General features: G+C 61.0%; 16 protein-coding genes. 8 read left to right on the top strand and 8 right to left on the bottom strand.

Going from position 1 to position 18225, the window contains the following annotated elements; translation table 11 throughout:
• Positions 1-36 precede the first annotated feature (36 nt).
• From AC1DUP_RS09385 to AC1DUP_RS09355, 7 genes are all read right to left on the bottom strand, one after another.
• Positions 37-672 carry a 2,3-bisphosphoglycerate-dependent phosphoglycerate mutase gene (locus AC1DUP_RS09385; protein WP_477832504.1) on the bottom strand — a complete coding sequence of 212 codons (636 nt, stop codon included), beginning with the start codon at positions 670-672 and terminating at the stop codon, positions 37-39.
• A gap of 22 nt (positions 673-694) precedes the next feature.
• The gene (gene dapB / locus AC1DUP_RS09380; protein ID WP_477832503.1) at positions 695-1519 is read right to left on the bottom strand and encodes a 4-hydroxy-tetrahydrodipicolinate reductase; all 825 of its coding nucleotides are present in this window, start codon (positions 1517-1519) and stop codon (positions 695-697) included.
• 18 nt (positions 1520-1537) lie between these two features.
• Positions 1538-3325 carry an ABC transporter ATP-binding protein gene (locus AC1DUP_RS09375; protein ID WP_477832502.1) on the bottom strand — a complete coding sequence of 596 codons (1788 nt, stop codon included), beginning with the start codon at positions 3323-3325 and terminating at the stop codon, positions 1538-1540.
• Between the two features lie 152 nt (positions 3326-3477).
• Positions 3478-4494 carry a glucokinase gene (locus AC1DUP_RS09370; protein WP_113307203.1) on the bottom strand — a complete coding sequence of 339 codons (1017 nt, stop codon included), beginning with the start codon at positions 4492-4494 and terminating at the stop codon, positions 3478-3480.
• 29 nt (positions 4495-4523) lie between these two features.
• The gene (locus AC1DUP_RS09365) at positions 4524-4904 is read right to left on the bottom strand and encodes a methylglyoxal synthase (protein ID WP_113298147.1); all 381 of its coding nucleotides are present in this window, start codon (positions 4902-4904) and stop codon (positions 4524-4526) included.
• Between the two features lie 83 nt (positions 4905-4987).
• Positions 4988-6061 carry a penicillin-insensitive murein endopeptidase gene (gene mepA / locus AC1DUP_RS09360; RefSeq protein WP_113307290.1) on the bottom strand — a complete coding sequence of 358 codons (1074 nt, stop codon included), beginning with the start codon at positions 6059-6061 and terminating at the stop codon, positions 4988-4990.
• A gap of 207 nt (positions 6062-6268) precedes the next feature.
• Positions 6269-6841: a hydrolase gene (locus AC1DUP_RS09355; protein ID WP_477832501.1), complete on the bottom strand. Its 573-nt coding sequence runs from the start codon at positions 6839-6841 to the stop codon at positions 6269-6271.
• A 41-nt stretch (positions 6842-6882) separates the two neighbouring features.
• On the opposite strand from AC1DUP_RS09355, the gene AC1DUP_RS09350 reads away from it, so the two are divergent.
• The 8 genes from AC1DUP_RS09350 to pncB all read left to right on the top strand — a co-directional run bounded on the left by AC1DUP_RS09350 (position 6883) and on the right by pncB (position 17134).
• A complete protein-coding gene (locus tag AC1DUP_RS09350) occupies positions 6883-7512 on the top strand; it encodes a TetR/AcrR family transcriptional regulator (protein ID WP_113298149.1) in 630 nt (209 codons plus the stop codon).
• A gap of 115 nt (positions 7513-7627) precedes the next feature.
• Positions 7628-9463 (top strand): extracellular solute-binding protein, encoded by a 1836-nt coding sequence (locus AC1DUP_RS09345; protein ID WP_477832500.1) that lies wholly within the window; start codon positions 7628-7630, stop codon positions 9461-9463.
• Positions 9464-9620: 157 nt separating this feature from the next.
• Positions 9621-10706 carry a microcin C ABC transporter permease YejB gene (locus AC1DUP_RS09340; protein WP_113307206.1) on the top strand — a complete coding sequence of 362 codons (1086 nt, stop codon included), beginning with the start codon at positions 9621-9623 and terminating at the stop codon, positions 10704-10706.
• Positions 10706-11854, top strand: coding sequence for an ABC transporter permease (locus tag AC1DUP_RS09335; RefSeq protein ID WP_113298152.1), 1149 nt, complete (start codon positions 10706-10708; stop codon positions 11852-11854). Before AC1DUP_RS09340 ends, AC1DUP_RS09335 begins: the two co-directional genes overlap by 1 nt.
• The gene (locus tag AC1DUP_RS09330) at positions 11851-13479 is read left to right on the top strand and encodes an ABC transporter ATP-binding protein (RefSeq protein WP_477832499.1); all 1629 of its coding nucleotides are present in this window, start codon (positions 11851-11853) and stop codon (positions 13477-13479) included. The genes AC1DUP_RS09335 and AC1DUP_RS09330 overlap by 4 nt, the downstream gene beginning before the upstream one ends.
• Before the next feature lie 8 nt (positions 13480-13487).
• Entirely contained in the window at positions 13488-14447 is a 960-nt protein-coding gene (locus tag AC1DUP_RS09325; protein WP_477832498.1) for a 2-hydroxyacid dehydrogenase, read from the top strand.
• A gap of 904 nt (positions 14448-15351) precedes the next feature.
• The gene (locus AC1DUP_RS09320) at positions 15352-15651 is read left to right on the top strand and encodes a hypothetical protein (RefSeq protein ID WP_477832497.1); all 300 of its coding nucleotides are present in this window, start codon (positions 15352-15354) and stop codon (positions 15649-15651) included.
• Positions 15652-15829: 178 nt separating this feature from the next.
• A complete protein-coding gene (pncB, locus tag AC1DUP_RS09315) occupies positions 15830-17134 on the top strand; it encodes a nicotinate phosphoribosyltransferase (RefSeq protein ID WP_113298157.1) in 1305 nt (434 codons plus the stop codon).
• A 98-nt stretch (positions 17135-17232) separates the two neighbouring features.
• On the opposite strand, the gene AC1DUP_RS09310 is transcribed toward pncB, so the two are convergent.
• Positions 17233-18213, bottom strand: coding sequence for a DUF72 domain-containing protein (locus AC1DUP_RS09310; RefSeq protein ID WP_477832496.1), 981 nt, complete (start codon positions 18211-18213; stop codon positions 17233-17235).
• Positions 18214-18225 lie beyond the last annotated feature (12 nt).

Raw genomic sequence — 18225 nt, 5'->3', positions numbered from 1 at the left:
GAGCCCGGCCCTGAACCTATCGATGCCTGGTCGCGATCAGTGCGCGCCGGACATGTCGCCAAGCACTTCCTTGGAGGCGACGGTCGAGTCTGCCTTCAGCTTGTAGACTATGGGCACACCCGTCGCCAGATTCAGCGAAAGAACCTGCTCGCGGGTAAGGCGGTCGAGAACCATGACGAGCGAACGCAGCGAATTGCCGTGCGCGGCAACCAGCACCTTTTCGCCGCGCAGGACGCGCGGAAGGATTTCCGTCAGATAGTAAGGCCAGACGCGGGCGCCGGTGTCGCGCAGGCTTTCGCCGCCAGGAGGCGGAACGTCATAGGAGCGGCGCCAGACATGCACCTGCTCTTCGCCCCACTTGGCACGGGCATCATCCTTGTTGAGGCCGGAAAGATCGCCGTAGTCGCGTTCGTTGAGCGCCTGGTCGCTGATCGTCTCGAGATCAGGCTGACCGACCTTGTCGAGGACAAGCTTCAGCGTGTGCTGGGCGCGCACCAGGACGGACGTGAAGGCGATATCGAACTTGATGCCGTAGTCGGCAAGCGCCTGGCCGCCGGTCGTGGCTTCCTGGATGCCGAGCTCAGTCAGATCAGGGTCCTTCCAGCCGGTGAAGAGATTCTTGAGATTCCAGTCGCTCTGGCCGTGGCGAACGAGGACGAGGGTACCGCTCATGAAAAATGCCTCCGAGAAATGGTCAATGGGAAGAAAGCCCGAGAACGTCGAGCATGGAATAGAGCCCCGGTTTCTTGTCGCGCCCCCAAAGGGCTGCCTTGATGGCGCCGCGCGCGAAAATTGAACGGTCGGTTGCGCTATGCGAAAGCGTAACGGTTTCGCCTTCGCCGGCAAAGAGCACCGAATGCTCGCCGATGACGGAGCCGCCGCGCAGCGTCGCAAAGCCGATCGTGCCGGCTTCCCGCGCCCCCGTATGGCCGTCGCGCACGCGCACGGACTTCGCGGCAAGATCGATATTGCGGCCCTTTGCCGCTGCCTCGCCGAGCAGCAATGCGGTTCCGGAGGGCGCGTCGACCTTGCGCTTGTGATGCATCTCGAGAATTTCGATATCCCAGTCGGCGGGATCGAGCGCCTGAGCCGCCTGCTGCACGAAAACGCTCAGCAGATTGACCCCGAGACTCATATTGCCCGATTGGACGATGCGGGCATGGCGCGAGGCGGCCGCAATCTTTGCATTGTGCTCATCGGAGCAGCCGGTCGTGCCGACGACATGAACGATACGAGCCTGCGCCGCCAGTCCGGCAAATTCCACTGACGTGGCGGGCGACGTGAAGTCCAGCACACCCTCGGCATGCAGGAACGCTGCCAGGGGATCGTCGCCGATGATCACACCATTGGCGCCGAGACCGGCGATTTCACCGGCATCCTTGCCGACGAAGGGCGATCCCGGCCGCGCGACCGCTGCATGCAGCGTCACGCCGTCGATGGAATGGATGAGACGAATGAGCGTCTGGCCCATGCGCCCCGCCGCTCCGACCACAACCAGTTTCATCGCAGCGTCGCTCATGTCAGTCCGTCATCCCGATCAGTATGAATCAGAAGCCGAAGGCCTCTGCAGATTGTTGAGGCGAGCGTAAAGTCCGTCACTGACCTTCGCAAGCGTCTCGTGATTGCCTTCTTCGACGACGCGGCCCTGCTGCATCACGATGATCTTGTCGGCGCGCACCACGGTCGAGAGACGGTGGGCGATGACGACGACCGTGCGGCCGGTCATGGCCTCGTCGAGCGCCTTCTGCACGGCGGCTTCCGATTCAGTATCGAGCGCCGAGGTCGCCTCGTCGAGAAGCAGGATCGGCGCGTTGCGCACCAGAGCGCGGGCGATCGACAGCCGCTGGCGCTGGCCGCCGGAAAGGGTCACGCCGTTTTCGCCGACGGGCGTATCATAGCCCTGCGGCTGCGCGACGATGAAGTCATGCGCATAGGCAAGCCGCGCTGCCTTCTCGATATCCTCGTCACTCGCTTCCGGACGGCCGTAACGGATATTGTCGCGGATCGTGCCTTCGAAGAGGTAGGGCTGCTGCGAGACATAGGCGAGCTGCTGGCGCAGTGACCGCTTGGTGATATGGGCGATATCCTGTCCGTCGATCAGGATCTCGCCTTCCTTCGGATCATAAAAGCGTGGAATGAGGCTGATGACGGTCGATTTACCGGCGCCCGAAGGACCGACGAGCGCCGTCGTCTTGCCACCCTCGGCCGTCAGCGTCACGCCGTCAAGCACGCGTTCATTGCCATAGGCGAAGGAAACGTTGCGGAATTCGATCTTAGCTTCGGTGACAACAAGCGGCTTGGCATCCGGCAGGTCGCGCTGGCGCGGTTCCATGTCGAGCAGCTCGTAGATCATTCGGGCGTTGACGATGGCGCGCTCCATCTGCACCTGCAGGCGGGCGAGGCGCCGGGCCGGATCGTAAGCGAGCAGCAGCGCCGTGACGAAGGAGAAGAAGGCGCCCGGCGGCACACCCTGGTAGATCGAGCGATAGGCGGCATAGGCGAGCACGCTGGCGACGGCAAAGCCGGCAAAGCTTTCGGTCAGCGGCGAGGTGCGCTCGGAAAGCCGCGCGATACGGTTTGCCCGGCCTTCGGCGGCGCCGATCAGCTTGTTGACCTTGTTTTCCAGTGCCTCTTCCATCGTGAAGGCTTTCACGATGGAAATGCCCTGGATCGTCTCCTGCATGGCGCCGAGAACGTGGCTGTTGAGATCGACCGCTTCGCGGGTGGCCGAGCGCAGCCGCTTGGAAACATAACGCAGCGCATAGAGCAGCGGCGGCGCCAGAATGAAGACGGCAAGGCTCAGCAGCGGGTCCTGAACGACCATGACGCCAATCAGCGAGACGAAGGTCAGGAGGTCGCGCACGGTCGACGTGATGGTGAGGTTCAATACGTCGCGGATACCGGTAACGTTCTGGCTGACCTGGGCGGCGATATGGGCGGAGCGAGACTCGTTGAAGTAGCCGACCGAGAGCGTCATCAGATGCGAATAGATACGTCGCTGATAGCGCGCGACGATATCGTTGCCGATCCTTGAAAGGGCAACGCCTTGCCCGTAGCTCGCAAAACCGCGCAGCACGAAGGCGATGAAGATCGAAAGACAGATGATCCAGACGACGTCGGCGCGGCGGTTGGCGAAGGCCTCGTCAATGATCGCCCGCATGATCCAGGCCGTGAACGCCGTCGAAAGCGCTATGACGACAAGGCAGGAGATTGCGAAGACATAGCCCCATAGATGGTCCCGGCCGTTTTCCGCAATGATGCGTTTCAGGATGCCCGTCACGGTATCGCTGTTGACGTGTGGCTTTCTGCTATCGGCGGCTTCCAAAAATAGGCTTCCTGTCTCAGGGCTGCATGCCGCAGGCGCGGCGCGCATATGCGCGGGCTCTATAAAGAGTTGAGGGGGCTTTGGCTAGAGCGCCGTGCGTCCCATCGGGGCGCACAAAGGACGCTCTAACGCCTTGAAACTATGCTTCAGGCTCAAGCCCGCCAGCGCCGGCCATCCGTCGAAACACCGAAATTTGCGGGCATGCGCGCATAGGAGGAAAGCCCTGATAGTGCTGCGAGCGGATGCGTCACGACATAGGTCGGGATGGTGCGCAGCAGGGCCGAATGCGGCGCCTTGTCTTCGAAGGCGGCCCGGAATTCCGGCTTTTTCAGTGCCGGCAGGATCTTCTGCGAGATGCCGCCCGAGAGATAGACGCCGCCGCGGGCCATGAACACCAGCGCCATGTCGCCCGCCACGCGGCCGAGATAGGTGGCAAACAACGAGACGGTTTCGACCGCGACCTTGTCACTGCCGGCGAGTGCATGCGATGTGATATCCGCCGGATCGTTCATTGTCGGCTCGACGCCATCGGCTGCACAGATGGCGCGGTAGAGGTTGACGATGCCGCGGCCGCAGAGGATCTGCTCGGCTGCAACGCGACCCTCGATGGTCTCGACATGCGGGAAGATTTCATAGTCGCGCTTGCTGCGCGGCCCGAGGTCGACATGGCCGCCTTCGCCGGGAACCGGAATCCAGGTCGACTGGGTGTGAACCAGGCCGCCGACGCCGAGGCCCGTGCCGGGTCCGAGCACGACGCGGGACGCCACCATGTCGCCGGATGCATTGCCGATGCGCTCGCGGTTCTCATCCGAAAGGGCCGCGACCGCCAGCGCCTGCGCTTCAAAATCATTGACGACAAGCACGTCGACAAGGCCGAGCCCCTCGATCATCCTCTTCGGCCGCACCACCCAGGGGCAATTGGTCAGCGGGATTTCATCCGCCTTGATCGGCCCGGCGACAGCCAGGATCGCGGCGCGCGGCTGCACGGAGGTCTTGTCGAGCACACCCTTCTGGATCGCCTCGTCAATCGTCTCATAGTCGGCCGTGCGTACATTGGGAAACTGCTTCGGCTCCGCATAGGCATCCGTCAGGATGGAGAAGCGGGCATTCGTGCCACCGATGTCGCCGATCAGGATCGGAAAGGGCAAGGGAGTTGAGTGTGCAGTCATGGCCGGTTCCGTGCTGTAGGCCCGAGAGATCAGGCGTTAAGGGTAGGGAGGAGCTTTTCAGCCGTCGATTCGTTCAGCGCCATCGGTATGTCGTAGACGATCGCAAGCCGCATCAGCGCCTTGACATCGACATCATGCGGCATCGGCGTCAGCGGGTCCACGAAGAAGATCAGGGCGCTGACTTCGCCGGTGGAAATCAGTGCGCCGATCTGCTGGTCGCCGCCGAGCGGGCCGCTTTTCAGCCGCGTCACGTGAAGGTCGGGAACGGCGTCGAGCACGCGTCCGCCGGTGGTGCCGGTGGCGACGATTTTCCATTGGGCGAGGAGATCCCTGTTGCGGCGGGCAAACTCCGCCATCTCGTCCTTCCTCTGGTCATGCGCAATCAATGCTAGGCACTTGCCGCCGGCCATGAACGGAACCTCCACGCGTAATTCAATCGATTTGACGGCTTTACACCAGGCGTTTGTGATTTGAAAGACAGCCGCCCCACAGCCTATTGCACGGAAGGCTTGTCGTTCGGAACCGGGCCGACGGACGGCAGCGCGCTGCCGGTGTCGACCGCCGGAGCAGCGGTCGGCGCCGCCGTCAGCGCACTTGCTGCGGAAGGACCGTCATAGGTCGCAGCCTCGGAGGAGGCGACGGACGGTGCGTCTACAACGGCAGAGCAAGCCTTCGGCAGGTCCGAGACCATGACTTCACGCGGCGGCTTCGGCGGCTTTGCACCGGGCTTCGGCGGTTTCGGCGCCGCCCACGGCTCCTTGGTGAACCACCAGGCAAGCGACTTGTCGCAGCCGTCGCCGGCGGCGACAGGCGCCTGCGACGTGCAGCCCTTGGCACCCGGCGGGCAGTTGAGGCGGATATGGAAATGCGAGTCATGCCCGTATTCAGGCCGCAGCTTGCCGAGATTGGTGCGGTCGCCGGTCCAGGTGTCGCACATCTTCTTCTTGATTGCCGGGTTGACGAAGATGCGCTGGACTTGCGGATAGCTTGCCGCCAGCATCAAAAGCTCCGCCCGCTGTTTGCTCCACACTTTCGGATCGACGGTCAGGAACTTGTCTTTCTGCAGCATGGTGATGAAGGGCAGGTCCTCCCGCTCTTCGTAGCTCAAGCGCTGCGAGGGCATGGGTGTCAGCCAGACATCGGCATCGAGGCCGATCTGGTGCGAGGCATGACCGTTGAACATCGGCCCGCCGCGCGGCTGGGCAATATCGCCGACGAGGATACCGGGCCAGCCGATCCTGGCACGCGCATCCTGCGAGAATTTTTCCAGAAGGGAGATCATCGCGGGATTGCCCCAGCGGCGATTGCGCGAAAGGCGCATCGCCTGCCAGGTCGGCCCGTCAGCCGGCAGCGCCTCGGCACCGGTCATGCAGCCCTTGGCGTAGAAACCGATCGGTTGCGCCGGCCCCTGCGTCGGCAATTTCACGGCGCCGAAAATCGCCTTGGCGCTGCCGGGGCTCGGCGTCTTCTGCTGGGCGCCCACATCGCCGGCGATAAGGCTTGCGCCCATTGCCCCGGCGAATGCCAATTTGCCGAGTGTCCTGAAAGTCTGGGCCTTGAAAGCCATGCCGTCCCCTTGCCGCATTACCGCAGCATCGGCCCGAAAATCGAAACCGATTTTCGGAAAGCCCGATGCGTCGATCCAAAATATTAGAGCGTCCTTTGTGCGTCCGAATGGACGCACGGCGCTCCAAGGTGATTTGCGATCGAATCTATCGTGAAAAGCAATTTTGGTGAATCGATGTTTTGGCAGGCGGTGCGGGACGCCGCAGTATCATGTATTGGCTAGAACCTCGGCGGTTTTGCGCACGCGCGACAGACGCGGCATGATGCGCTCGCATGCAAGCGAATGCATTTCGGCGGAGAAGGTGCTCATTGCGTCCTCGACGGCGATGACTGCGTAATTATGGGCAAATGCATCGCGGATCGTCGCCTCGACGCCGAAATTCGTGGCGATGCCGGTCAGGATCACGGTCCTGATGCCGCGGCGGCGAAGCTGGAGATCCATCGCCGTGCCGTAGAAGGCACTCCACTGATGCTTGACGATATGGACGTCGACCGCGAGCGCGGCGATTTCCGCGGGTGCCGCAAGTGCGGCGGCCGGAAGGCCACCTTCGGGGAAAACCGCTGGCTCGTCCACCGGCTGGTTGACAGCATCGGCATAGTCCGGGGAGAATCCGACGGTAACCAGGATCACCGTCCCGCCTTCGGATTTCAGTTTGTCGGCGATTGCGGCGGTATTCTCGATCACCTGCTGGGCGGAGTGGGGCGCAAGCTGCCGGCCGACGATAAAGCCCTGCAGGTCGATGGAAATAAGTGCGGTGGTGTTGGGATCATAAAGGGACATGGGAAATCTCCGGAGGAAGGAAATATGAGGATATCCTCACAATGACAAATACGAGGATAGCCTCGCAAAAATCAAGCCCCGAACCGCAGACTCGTGTGCCGAAGCGCCAGCGCGGCCATGAGCGCGTCGCCATTCTCCTCGAAGCGGCAGCCAGGGTCTTTCTCGAAAAAGGCTATGATGCCGCAACCATGACGGAGATAGCCGCGGCGGCGAATTCCTCGATCGGCTCGCTCTATCAGTTCTTCCCGACCAAGCCTCTCCTTGCCGAGGCGCTGCACATAGACCGCCTGCAGCATCTGAACAGCGGGCTTGCCGAACTCGCGCAGAAGACCCGGGGGAAGAGCGCTGCCGAAATCGGCGATGCGATCTTCACGCGGCTCGGGCGCTTCATCGAGGACCATCCGGAATTTCCGGTTCTCGCTGCGCGGCGCGATGTGCCCAAGGAGCGCAAGGCGAAATCGCGTGCGGAGCTTCGCGCCAGTATCACCGCACTTCTGAAGAATGCCGAACCGTCGGTGGAGCGCGATGTCGATCTCCTGGGCGCCCTCGTCCTGGAGCTGCTGCGCATCGTCGTCGCGGCCGCCAATGACCCCGATGGCTCGGGCGATCCGCGCCTCGTCGGGGAGCTGCGCCGCATGCTCCGCAAGCGTCTCGAGGAAGTGACGCCCTGAACCGGAATGATCAGGTCAAAATTTCGCGAGGGGCATAAAAACGGAACTCTTTTCTGTTTTTTGCCAGCATTTCCCGTATTCTCGACGAAGCTAAAAAGAACAAGGGGTTTGGTGAATGGCATCTTGGACGCTGAAATTTCTTCTGTCCGCGGCAGCGTCTCTGTCTCTCGCAATCGGGGCTTTTGCACAGGATGCGGATGGATGGCGGATCGGGACTTCGACGGTCGGCGATCTCAAGCATCCCCAGGGTTTTGACCATTTCGACTATGTCAATCCGCAGGCGCCGAAGGGCGGCACGCTGCGTCTTTCGGACGAAGGCAACTTCGATACGCTGAACCCATTGCTTGCGCGCGGAGAGGTGGGCGCCGGTCTGGGCACGGTGTTCGATACGCTGCTGACCCCGGCCCTCGACGAGCTTTCGTCGTCCTATGGCCTGTTGGCAGAGAGCCTGAAATATCCCGATGACCTGACCTCGGCGACCTTCCGCCTGCGCGCCGAGGCCAAATGGGCCGACGGCCAGCCTGTGACGCCAGACGATGTCGTTTTCAGCTTCGAGCAGGCGAAGAAGAACGATCCGCAGATGGAGTTCTATTATCGCCACGTGAAGTCGGCAGAAAAAACGGGCGATCGTGAGGTAACCTTCAGTTTCGACGAACCCAACAACCGGGAACTGCCGCAGACCGTCGGGCAGTTGGTGATCGTACCCAAGCACTGGTGGCAGGCGAACGGCGCGGATGGGAAACCACGCGACATTTCCCGCACCTCGCTGGAAATGCCCATGGGCTCCGGCCCCTACAAGATGGTCTCCGTCACTCCGGGATCGAAGATCCGCTACGAACTGCGCGACGACTATTGGGGCAAGAATCTCAACGTGAATGTCGGCCAGAACAATTTCGGCGCGATCGAATACACTTATTATGCCGATCGCGACGTCATGTTCGAAGCTTTCAGGTCGAACAATACCGACTATTGGTGGGAAAATGCCGCCAAGCGCTGGGCCACCGCCTATGATTTTCCGGCCGTCAAGGACGGGCGCATCAAGCGTGAGGAAGTTGAAAACGAGATGCGCAAGGTTGGCGTCATGGTCGGCTTCATCTTCAATCTGCGCCGTGACAAGTTCGCCGACGAGAAGGTGCGCGAGGCGCTGAACTATGCTTTCGATTTCGAGGAGCTGCGCCGCACGATCTTCTACGGCTCCTATGAGCGGATCGACAGTTTCTTCTTCCGAACCGAGCTTGCCTCTTCCGGCCTGCCTGAAGGCCGTGAGCTCGAAATCCTGAATGAAGTCAAGGATCTGGTTCCACCGGATGTTTTCACCAAGCCCTATACCAATCCGGTTGCCGGCGATCCGGCCAAGCTTCGCGACAACCTGCGCACGGCAATCGGCCTGCTGAAGGAGGCGGGCTACGAGCTGAAGGGTAGCCGTATGGTCAACGTGAAGACGGGCCAGCCGCTGTCTTTTGAAATCCTGCTCAACGGACCGACGATCGAGCCGATCGCGCTCGCCTTCTCGCAGAACCTGAAGAAGATCGGCATCGATGCAAGTGTGCGCAGCATCGAGCCGTCGCAGTTTACCAACCGTTGGCGCTCCCGTGACTTCGACGTCATGTACAATGGCTGGGCCGAATCCATCAATCCCGGCAACGAGCAGGCCGAATATTGGGGCTCGGATGCCGCCAAGCGCGTCGGCTCGCAGAATTACAGCGGCATCAGCGATCCCGCCATCGATGCTCTCATTCCCAAGGTGATCTTTGCCAAGGACCGCGACGAGCTGGTGGCGGCGACGAAGGCACTCGACCGCGTGCTGCTTGCCAAGCATATCGTCGTTCCGAGCTATGGCTCACGCACCTCGCGCCTTGCCTACTGGAACAGCATCACGCATCCGGCCGAACTGCCTGAATATGGGCTCGGCATGCCTGGCGTGTGGTGGGCCACCAATGCCGGCAAATAGGCCGGCAACAAGGAAATTCTTGCCATCGAATGCCTGGGGCGTCCAAATTATGTGCGAATCAGGCAATAGCTGCATGGGACGGACGAAAGGAACGACGGGAATTGGCGAAAACTGAACGTCGCAGCATAGCGGCTGCCTATCGGATCGGCGCACGCTGATGGGGGCATATATTTTTCGCCGCCTGCTTCTGATGATCCCGACGATCATCGGCATCATGGCAATTTCCTTCATCGTCATACAGTTCGCCCCCGGCGGTCCGGTGGAGCAGGTCATTGCCCAGCTGACGGGACAAGCCGACAGCGCCGACCAGCGCCTCGGCGGCGGTGGCGATGCCGGCCAGCAATTCGATGATGCCGGTTCCAAATATCGCGGCGCGCAGGGTCTTGATCCGGAGCTGATCGCCAAGCTGGAAAAACAGTTCGGCTTCGACAAACCCCCGCTGACCCGCTTCGGCGAAATGATGTGGAACTACATCCGCTTCGATTTCGGCGAGAGCTTCTTCCGCAACACGACCGTGCTCAATCTGATTATCGAGAAACTTCCGGTCTCGATCTCGCTTGGCATCTGGATCCTGATCTTTTCCTACGCCATCTCCATTCCGCTCGGTATCCGCAAGGCGGTCAAGGACGGCTCTTCCTTCGATGTCTGGACATCAGCCGTCATCATCGTCGGTTATGCCGTGCCGAGCTTCCTGTTCGGCATCCTGCTGATCGTGCTGTTTGCCGGCGGCTCCTTCTATGACTGGTTCCCGCTGCGCGGCCTCGTCTCGGATAATTTCGACCAGCTTTCCTGGTGGCAGAAGCCGCTCGATTATTTCTGGCACCTCGCGCTGCCGCTGATCTCGCTGTCGCTGGCGTCATTTGCCACGACGACGCTGCTGACCAAGAATTCCTTCATCGACGAGATCAAGAAGCAGTATGTCATCACGGCGCGCGCCAAAGGTCTGAACGAGCGGCAGGTGCTTTACGGCCACGTTTTCCGCAATGCCATGCTGATCATCATCGCGAGCTTTCCAGCCGCCTTCATCTCCGCCTTCTTCACCGGTTCGCTCCTGATCGAGAACATCTTCTCGCTCGACGGCCTTGGCCGCCTCGGCTACCTCTCCGTCGTCAACCGCGACTATCCGATCGTCTTTGCAACGCTCTACATCTTCTCGCTGCTCGGCCTCTTCGTCGGCCTGATCTCGGACCTGATCTACACCTGGATCGATCCGCGCATCGATTTCGAGCGGAGGGACGTCTGATGGATGCCGCCGCAAATCCGACGACGGCCACGCCCGTCCGCCCGCCCCGCAAAGGCCTTCTGTCGCCGACCAACATCCGCCGCTGGCAGAACTTCAAGGCAAACAGGCGCGGCTACTGGTCGCTCTGGCTCTTCCTCGTGCTCTTCGTGCTCAGCCTCATGGCCGAGTTCATCGCCAACGACAGGCCGATCATCGCCTCCTACAAGGGCGAGATCCTTTTCCCTGTCGTCATCGATTATCCCGAGGAGAAGTTCGGCGGCTTCCTCGCCGAGACGGACTACCGTTCCTCGGTCATAGCAGATGAGATCAATGCCAATGGCTGGATGATCTGGCCGCCGATCCGCTATTCCTATCAGTCCGTCAATTCCAACATCCCGCATTCGGCCCCGACCGCTCCGTTCTGGCTGATGTCGTCGCAGGAGCGCTGCTCGGCCTATCCGCAGGGCGTCGATGATCCCGGCTGCAGGCTCGGCAATCTCAACTGGCTCGGCACCGACGACCAGGCGCGCGATGTGTTTGCCCGCGTCATCTATGGCTTCCGCATTTCCGTTCTCTTCGGCCTGGTGCTCACCATCTGCTCGGCCGTCATCGGCGTGACGGCCGGTGCCATCCAGGGATATTTCGGCGGCTGGACGGACCTGCTTCTCCAGCGTTTCATCGAGATCTGGTCCTCGATGCCGGTGCTTTACATCCTGCTGATCATCGCCGCGATCCTGCCGCCCGGATTCTTCGTCCTGCTCGGCATCATGCTGCTGTTTTCCTGGGTGGGCTTTGTCGGCGTCGTGCGTGCCGAGTTCCTGCGCGCCCGCAATTTCGAATATGTCCGGGCTGCCCGGGCGCTCGGCGTCAACAACCGCACCATCATGTGGCGGCATATGCTGCCGAATGCGATGGTCGCGACCCTGACCTTCCTGCCCTTCATACTCTCAGGCTCGATCACCACGCTGACCTCGCTCGACTTCCTGGGCTTCGGCATGCCGCCGGGCTCTCCCTCGCTCGGTGAACTGATCGCCCAGGGCAAGGCCAATCTTCAGGCGCCATGGCTCGGGCTGACGGCCTTCTTCACCATGTCGATCATGCTCTCGCTGCTGATCTTCGTCGGCGAGGCGGTGCGCGATGCCTTCGATCCGAGAAAGACGTTCCAATGAGTGAACCGCTGCTCTCCGTCCGCGATCTCTCCGTTGCCTTCCATCAGGGTGGCGAAACGTCGCTCGCCGTGGATCGCATCTCCTTCGATATCCATAAGGGCGAGGTTGTCGCACTCGTCGGCGAATCCGGTTCCGGCAAGTCGGTGTCGGCAAACTCCATCCTGCGTCTCCTGCCCTATCCCTCGGCAAGCCATCCGGGCGGCGAGATATTCTTCAAGGGCAAGGATCTCTTGAAGGCCTCCGACCGCGAAATGCGCGAAGTTCGCGGCAACGACGTCACCATGATCTTCCAGGAGCCGATGACATCGCTCAATCCGCTCCACACGATCGAAAGGCAGATTGCCGAAATCCTGGACCTGCATCAGGGCATGACCGGGCAGGCGGCGCGGACCCGCGTGCTGGAACTCTTGAACCAGGTCGGCATCCGCGAGCCGGAAAAGCGCCTGAAAGCCTATCCGCATGAACTTTCGGGCGGTCAGCGCCAGCGTGTGATGATCGCCATGGCGCTCGCAAACCGGCCGGAATTGCTGATTGCCGACGAGCCGACAACCGCGCTCGACGTCACCGTCCAGGCGCAAATCCTCGAACTCCTGCGCAAGCTGAAGGGCGAGCATGGCATGTCCATGCTGTTCATCACCCACGATCTCGGCATCGTGCGCAAATTCGCCGACCGCGTTTGCGTCATGACCAAGGGCAAGATCGTCGAGACCGGACCGGTGGAAGAGGTCTTCACCAATCCGAAGCATGACTACACGCGCCATTTGCTCGCCTCCGAACCGCGCGGCGAACCGCCGGTGACCGACCCCTCCAAGCCTGTCGTCATGCAAGGCAGCGATATCAAGGTCTGGTTCCCGATCAAGGCCGGGCTCATGCGCAAGGTGGTCGATCACGTGAAGGCGGTCGATGGCATCGACCTGACGCTGAGGGCGGGCCAGACGCTCGGTGTCGTCGGCGAATCCGGCTCCGGCAAGACCACGCTCGGGCTCGCGCTCACCCGCCTCATCTCGTCGAAGGGGCGCATTTCCTTCGTCGGCAGAGATATAGCAGGCTATTCATTCACGGAAATGCGGCCCCTGCGCAACCAGCTTCAGGTCGTTTTCCAGGATCCCTATGGCTCGCTCAGCCCGCGCATGTCGGTTGGCGATATCGTTGCCGAGGGCCTGAAAGTGCACGAGCGTTCGCTGTCATCAGAGGAGCGCGACCAGCGCGTCTGCTGGGCGCTTGAGGAAGTCGGCCTCGATCCGCTGACCCGCTGGCGTTTCCCGCATGAATTTTCCGGCGGCCAGCGCCAGCGCATCGCGATCGCCCGCGCCATGGTGCTGAAGCCGCGTTTCGTCATGCTCGATGAGCCGACATCGGCGCTCGACATGAGCGTGCAGGCGCAGGTGGTGGACCTGCTGCGTGATCTGCAGAAGAGGCACGATCTCGCCTATCTCTTCATCAGTCACGACCTGAAGGTGGTCAAGGCGCTTGCCAATGACGTCATCGTTATGCGCTTCGGCAAGGTCGTCGAGCAGGGGTCGTCAGCGGAAATCTTCCGTGCACCGAAGGATGATTATACCAAGGCGCTGATGGCCGCCGCCTTCAATATCGAGGCGGTGTCCACGCCTGCGGTTCAGCAGTAAAGAAGACCATGTCAGCAAGACCTCCCATTCTCGTCGATCTCAAGTTCGATCCCGAAACCGTCGCCCGCATTCTGAATACCGCCTTTGCCGATCGCGGCAGCATCAATTCAGCCGATCCCGCCAGCAAGGCGCTCGACCTGACCAGCATCGATTACGCGCTGCTCTGGAAGCCTGATGCGGATATCTTCCAGCGGGCGCCGAACCTGAAAGTGCTCTTTTCGGGCGGCGCCGGGGTCGATAGCATCCTGTCCATCGCTGATCTGCCCGATATCCCGATCGTCCGTTTCGTCGATCGCAGCCTGACGACACGCATGAGCGAATGGGTGGTCATGCAGTGCCTCATGCACCTGCGCCTGCAGCGCGAGCATGACCGGCACCAGCGCGATCGGGTCTGGGGCAAGCTCGTCCCGCCGGAAGCTGCAGACATCACCGTCGGCGTCATGGGCCTCGGCATTCTCGGCGAGGATGCGGTCGCCAAGCTGCGCGTCATGGGTTTCAACGTCATCGGCTGGTCGCGCTCGAAGAAAGAGGTCGCTGGCATCGAAACCTTCGACGGCCCGCAACTCGATACCTTCCTGTCAAAGACCGATATCGTCGTCGGCCTGCTGCCGCTGACGCCGGAAACGACGGGCCTCTATAACAAGGCCTTCTTCGCCAGGCTGCGCCAGGGTGGCGCGCTCGGCAAGCCGGTCTTCATCAATGCCGGCCGCGGCAAGAGCCAGGTGCAGGCCGATATCGTTGCTGCGATTGAGGGCGGCGTGCTCGGCGGCGCCTCGCTCGATGTCTTCGAAGTCGAGCCGCTGCCGGCAGATGATCCGCTCTGGCATCTGGAGAATGTCTTCATCACCCCGCATGACGCTGCGATCTCGGAAGAGAACGCGCTCTTCCGTCATGTCGAAACCCAGATCGCCCGCTTCGAACGCGGCGAGCCGCTGGAATACGTCGTTGATCGCAAGGCGGGGTACTAGAGCCTCTCCGGCGAAAACGGCTTCGCCTTCAATGCTCTAGCTTATTGTTTTCTCTGCAATTCCGGACGCAAAACCGGTTCGCACTTTTTGCTGGAATTGCCCTAGAGCGCCGTGCGTCCGTTCGGACGCACAAAGGATGCTCTAACTCCTTGATTCACCGCATCAGGCTTTCCGAAAATCGATTCCGATTTTCGGGCCGATGCTGTAGTGCGCGTCGCGCAAAAGCGCGGAACTATTGAGCAAGCGCTGCCAATGTCCGTTTCCTGCCCTGAGCGGTCATTCCCAAACCCAACGATACAGGCCAGGAAACCGCCACCTGCTATTACATATCTGCGTTGCATAATAGGAAGTATGCGTTTGCCTGAGATGAGATCATAAGGCGCGTAGCTGATGCACATGAGAGTCCTTAATATGGATTGGGTCCCTGTAGTCTTCGTTACGTTCAAGGTTTTCGCTTTAGGAACGGCCATGTTCTTCGCCATCAAGTGGCATTACGATCGAGGAGAGAAGGGAGACAGGCGAGCGGTACTACGCGCGGGCGGCAAGATGGCCGCAGTCTTCGCGCTGGCGGTACTAGGCGTGGGGCTCATCGCCTTCGTCCTTAGCAGTATGCTCGGTCTGGACTTGAGGCTCCCATGATCACGTCATCAATGGACCTGGCCCCGCAGGGGCTCCCGGAGGGCCGACGACACCTTCAAAGCAGACAATAACCGCTGGGGCTCTCGGGCCTGAACGTGCACGACCCTCGCGCTTTCCATTTGCGACATAATTCCGCAAAACTGTGCAGCGGTTTTGCGATAACGACATGCTCTGGAAAGCCCTTCGGGAACCATCCGACGCCACTCCTCGTTTCTTCTCGGAAGCTCTGCAGGCATGGCCTGCGGATCAGCGCAAGGAGACGATCATGGCGCAAACGGAAACGCGTTGGGAAAAGTCCGACCAGAAGCTTCATGTCGAAGAAGAAATTTCACCGGTCAAGGCCAAGCAGGGCCGCACAGGCCGTCGCATTCTGGCCGTGCTGATTGCCGCACTGGTACTGGCTTTCCTCGTCTGGATCCCTGTCGAAATCTGGGGCCAGAAGGAAGCCGACGATGTCGCTCCTCAGCAGCCCGGCCAGCAGATGCAGTCTCAGGTCCCGGCAGCTGCGCCGCAGAATGGCGCCACCGCCCCGGCCCAGCCTGCCGCACCCGCACCCGCACAATAATGCGTTGATGTCAGACATTTAAGCAACGTCCCGAAGCCGTTCTTGCTGCGGGACGTTGCCTATTGTTTTTTCTGGACTTTGCAGCTCGATTTTTCGATAAGAAAGCGCACGAGCCGGTTTCGTGCGCTGGCCGTTGCCGGCCCGCACTTGACCGGATTGACGGACAGGCGGGAGTTTCATGGCCAGGACCGATATCGCAAGACGCGTCTACAATCATACCTGGAAACTCGATCCGATCGTCCGTAGTCTGATCGATACGGACTTCTACAAGCTCCTGATGCTGCAGATGATCTGGAAGCTCTATCCTGATGTCAGCGCCTCCTTCACCCTGATCAACCGCACCAAGCGCGTGCGCCTCGCCGAACAGATCGACGAGGGCGAATTGCGCGAGCATCTCGATCACGCGCGCACGCTGCGGCTCGCCAAGAAGGAGATGATCTGGCTCGCCGGTAACAGCTTCTATGGCCGTGCGCAGATCTTCGAGCCGGAATTCCTCGCCTGGCTCTCCAATTTCCAGCTGCCGGAATATGAGCTCTCCAAGAAGGACGGGCAGTATGTGCTGGATTTCCATGGGTCGTGGAAGGAAACGACCATGTGGGAAATCCCCGCCCTTGCCATCATCAACGAGCTGCGCTCGCGCGCCGCCATGAAGACGATGGGGCCATTCACGCTCGATGTGCTCTATGCCCGTGCCAAGGCCAAGATGTGGGCCAAGGTGGAAAAGCTGAGTGAACTGCCCGGCCTGCGCATTTCCGATTTCGGCACCCGCCGCCGCCACAGCTTCCTCTGGCAGCGCTGGTGCGTGGAAGCGCTGAAGGAAGGCATCGGTCCTGCCTTTACCGGCACCAGCAATGTATTGCTGGCTATGGATTCCGATCTCGAGGCCGTCGGCACCAATGCGCATGAGCTGCCGATGGTGGCGGCCGCCCTTGCCGAGACGAACGAGCAGCTGAAAAACGCGCCCTACAAGGTGCTGCGCGACTGGAACAAGCTCTATGGCGGCAACCTGCTGATCGTGCTGCCGGACGCCTTCGGAACGGCCGCCTTCCTGCGCGATGCGCCGGAATGGGTGGCGGACTGGACCGGCTTCCGCCCGGATAGCGCTCCGCCGATCGAAGGCGGCGAAAAGATCATCGACTGGTGGAAGAAGATGGGCCGCGACCCGCGCCAGAAACTCCTGATCTTCTCCGACGGCCTCGATGTCGATGCGATCATCGACACCTATAAGCATTTCGAAGGCCGTGTCCGCATGAGCTTCGGCTGGGGCACCAACCTGACGAATGACTTCGCCGGCTGTGCGCCGAACGACAGTTCCGATTTCCTGCCGATATCCATCGTCTGCAAGGTGAGCGACGCCAATGGCCGCCCGGCCGTCAAGCTCTCGGACAATCCGCAGAAGGCGACCGGCGAACCGGCGGAAGTCGAACGCTATCTGAAATTCTTCGGCACCGAGGACCGGACCGATCAGGCCGTGCTGGTCTAGAGCAATTCCAGCAAAAGTGTGCAGCGGTTTTGCGTCTGGAATTGCGTGAAAACAAAGAGATAGAGAATTTTCGTGATTCGAAGAAAACCGGAAATGCTCTAGATCGTCGACCGCAGCGCCGGCCAGTGCCGGCGCGGCTCCTCGACCACCGTCCTGTCCCCACGGCGTGCCGGCTTGACGACGACACTCTCGTCAGGCGGCAGGGCGACACCGAGCTTCCCGGCGAGCGATCGCGCATCGGCTGGAGCGCGCACTTTCACGTCATTGTCGAAATAGACATAGACATCGCGCCCGCTTGCCGAGCGTTTCAGCGGCGGCTTGATGCGGTTGGCATCATCGGGCTCGATCCCATGTGTCCAGGCATCGATGCGCCCGGCCCAGCGATCAAGCGCCTCGTCGCTGTAGCCGCTGACGTAAAGCCGCTCCGATCCGTGCAGGCGGCAATAGATGAAATCCGCCGTCGCATCCATCAGCAGCGGCCATTCCACCGTATCGGCGACAACAAGCCCGACCTTGTGGTTGCGCAGCAGTTCGATGAACTCGGGCGCACGGAAACTGTCGTGGCGGATTTCAAGCGCATGGCGCACCGGCTGCGTCGTCTCGCTCTTCGTCCAGGCGCGGCCGTCGAGCCTTTCGTCATGCTGTTTCGCCATATCGGCCGCAGCATCTGTGTCTTTGGGCAATATCGCCAGAAAGTGCTCGAACAGATCGGCATCGAACTTCAGGCCCGGCGGAAATTGCCAGAGGATCGGCCCGAGTTTCGGGCCCAGGCGCAGCACGCCGGAGGCAAGGAAATTGGCAAGCGGCGTTTCGATGTCGCGCAGGCGTTTAAGATGCGTGATGTAGCGCGAGCCCTTGACCGAAAAGACGAAACCATCCGGCGTCTCGTCCCGCCAGCTGGCGAAGACATCCGGCTTCTGCAGCCCGTAAAATGTGCCGTTGATCTCGATGGAGGGAAATTGCCGCGAAGCATAGGCAAGCTCACGCTTCCCAGCCAATCCCTTCGGGTAGAAGACCCCGCGCCAGGGCGCGTAGGTCCATCCTGATATGCCGATCCGTATCGTGCCTGTTTTTGCCATGGAAAGGGAACT

This window comes from Rhizobium sp. 01L419 (assembly GCF_056400025.1).
The sequence above is the reverse complement of the archived record's forward strand: the minus strand, read 5'-3'. Positions and strand labels throughout refer to the sequence as shown.

Excerpts from the sequence above, each read along its gene's own strand:
- AC1DUP_RS09320 (WP_477832497.1), top strand. The coding sequence starts at position 15,352 with ATGGCGCAAACGGAAACGCGTTGGGAAAAGTCCGACCAGAAGCTTCAT.
- mepA (WP_113307290.1), bottom strand. The coding sequence starts at position 6,061 with ATGGCTTTCAAGGCCCAGACTTTCAGGACACTCGGCAAATTGGCATTC.
- AC1DUP_RS09335 (WP_113298152.1), top strand. The coding sequence starts at position 10,706 with ATGGATGCCGCCGCAAATCCGACGACGGCCACGCCCGTCCGCCCGCCC.
- pncB (WP_113298157.1), top strand. The coding sequence starts at position 15,830 with ATGGCCAGGACCGATATCGCAAGACGCGTCTACAATCATACCTGGAAA.
- AC1DUP_RS09325 (WP_477832498.1), top strand. The coding sequence starts at position 13,488 with ATGTCAGCAAGACCTCCCATTCTCGTCGATCTCAAGTTCGATCCCGAA.
- AC1DUP_RS09365 (WP_113298147.1), bottom strand. The coding sequence starts at position 4,904 with ATGGCCGGCGGCAAGTGCCTAGCATTGATTGCGCATGACCAGAGGAAG.
- dapB (WP_477832503.1), bottom strand. The coding sequence starts at position 1,519 with ATGAGCGACGCTGCGATGAAACTGGTTGTGGTCGGAGCGGCGGGGCGC.
- AC1DUP_RS09370 (WP_113307203.1), bottom strand. The coding sequence starts at position 4,494 with ATGACTGCACACTCAACTCCCTTGCCCTTTCCGATCCTGATCGGCGAC.
- AC1DUP_RS09330 (WP_477832499.1), top strand. The coding sequence starts at position 11,851 with ATGAGTGAACCGCTGCTCTCCGTCCGCGATCTCTCCGTTGCCTTCCAT.
- AC1DUP_RS09385 (WP_477832504.1), bottom strand. The coding sequence starts at position 672 with ATGAGCGGTACCCTCGTCCTCGTTCGCCACGGCCAGAGCGACTGGAAT.
- AC1DUP_RS09345 (WP_477832500.1), top strand. The coding sequence starts at position 7,628 with ATGGCATCTTGGACGCTGAAATTTCTTCTGTCCGCGGCAGCGTCTCTG.
- AC1DUP_RS09340 (WP_113307206.1), top strand. The coding sequence starts at position 9,621 with ATGGGGGCATATATTTTTCGCCGCCTGCTTCTGATGATCCCGACGATC.
- AC1DUP_RS09350 (WP_113298149.1), top strand. The coding sequence starts at position 6,883 with ATGACAAATACGAGGATAGCCTCGCAAAAATCAAGCCCCGAACCGCAG.
- AC1DUP_RS09355 (WP_477832501.1), bottom strand. The coding sequence starts at position 6,841 with ATGTCCCTTTATGATCCCAACACCACCGCACTTATTTCCATCGACCTG.
- AC1DUP_RS09310 (WP_477832496.1), bottom strand. The coding sequence starts at position 18,213 with ATGGCAAAAACAGGCACGATACGGATCGGCATATCAGGATGGACCTAC.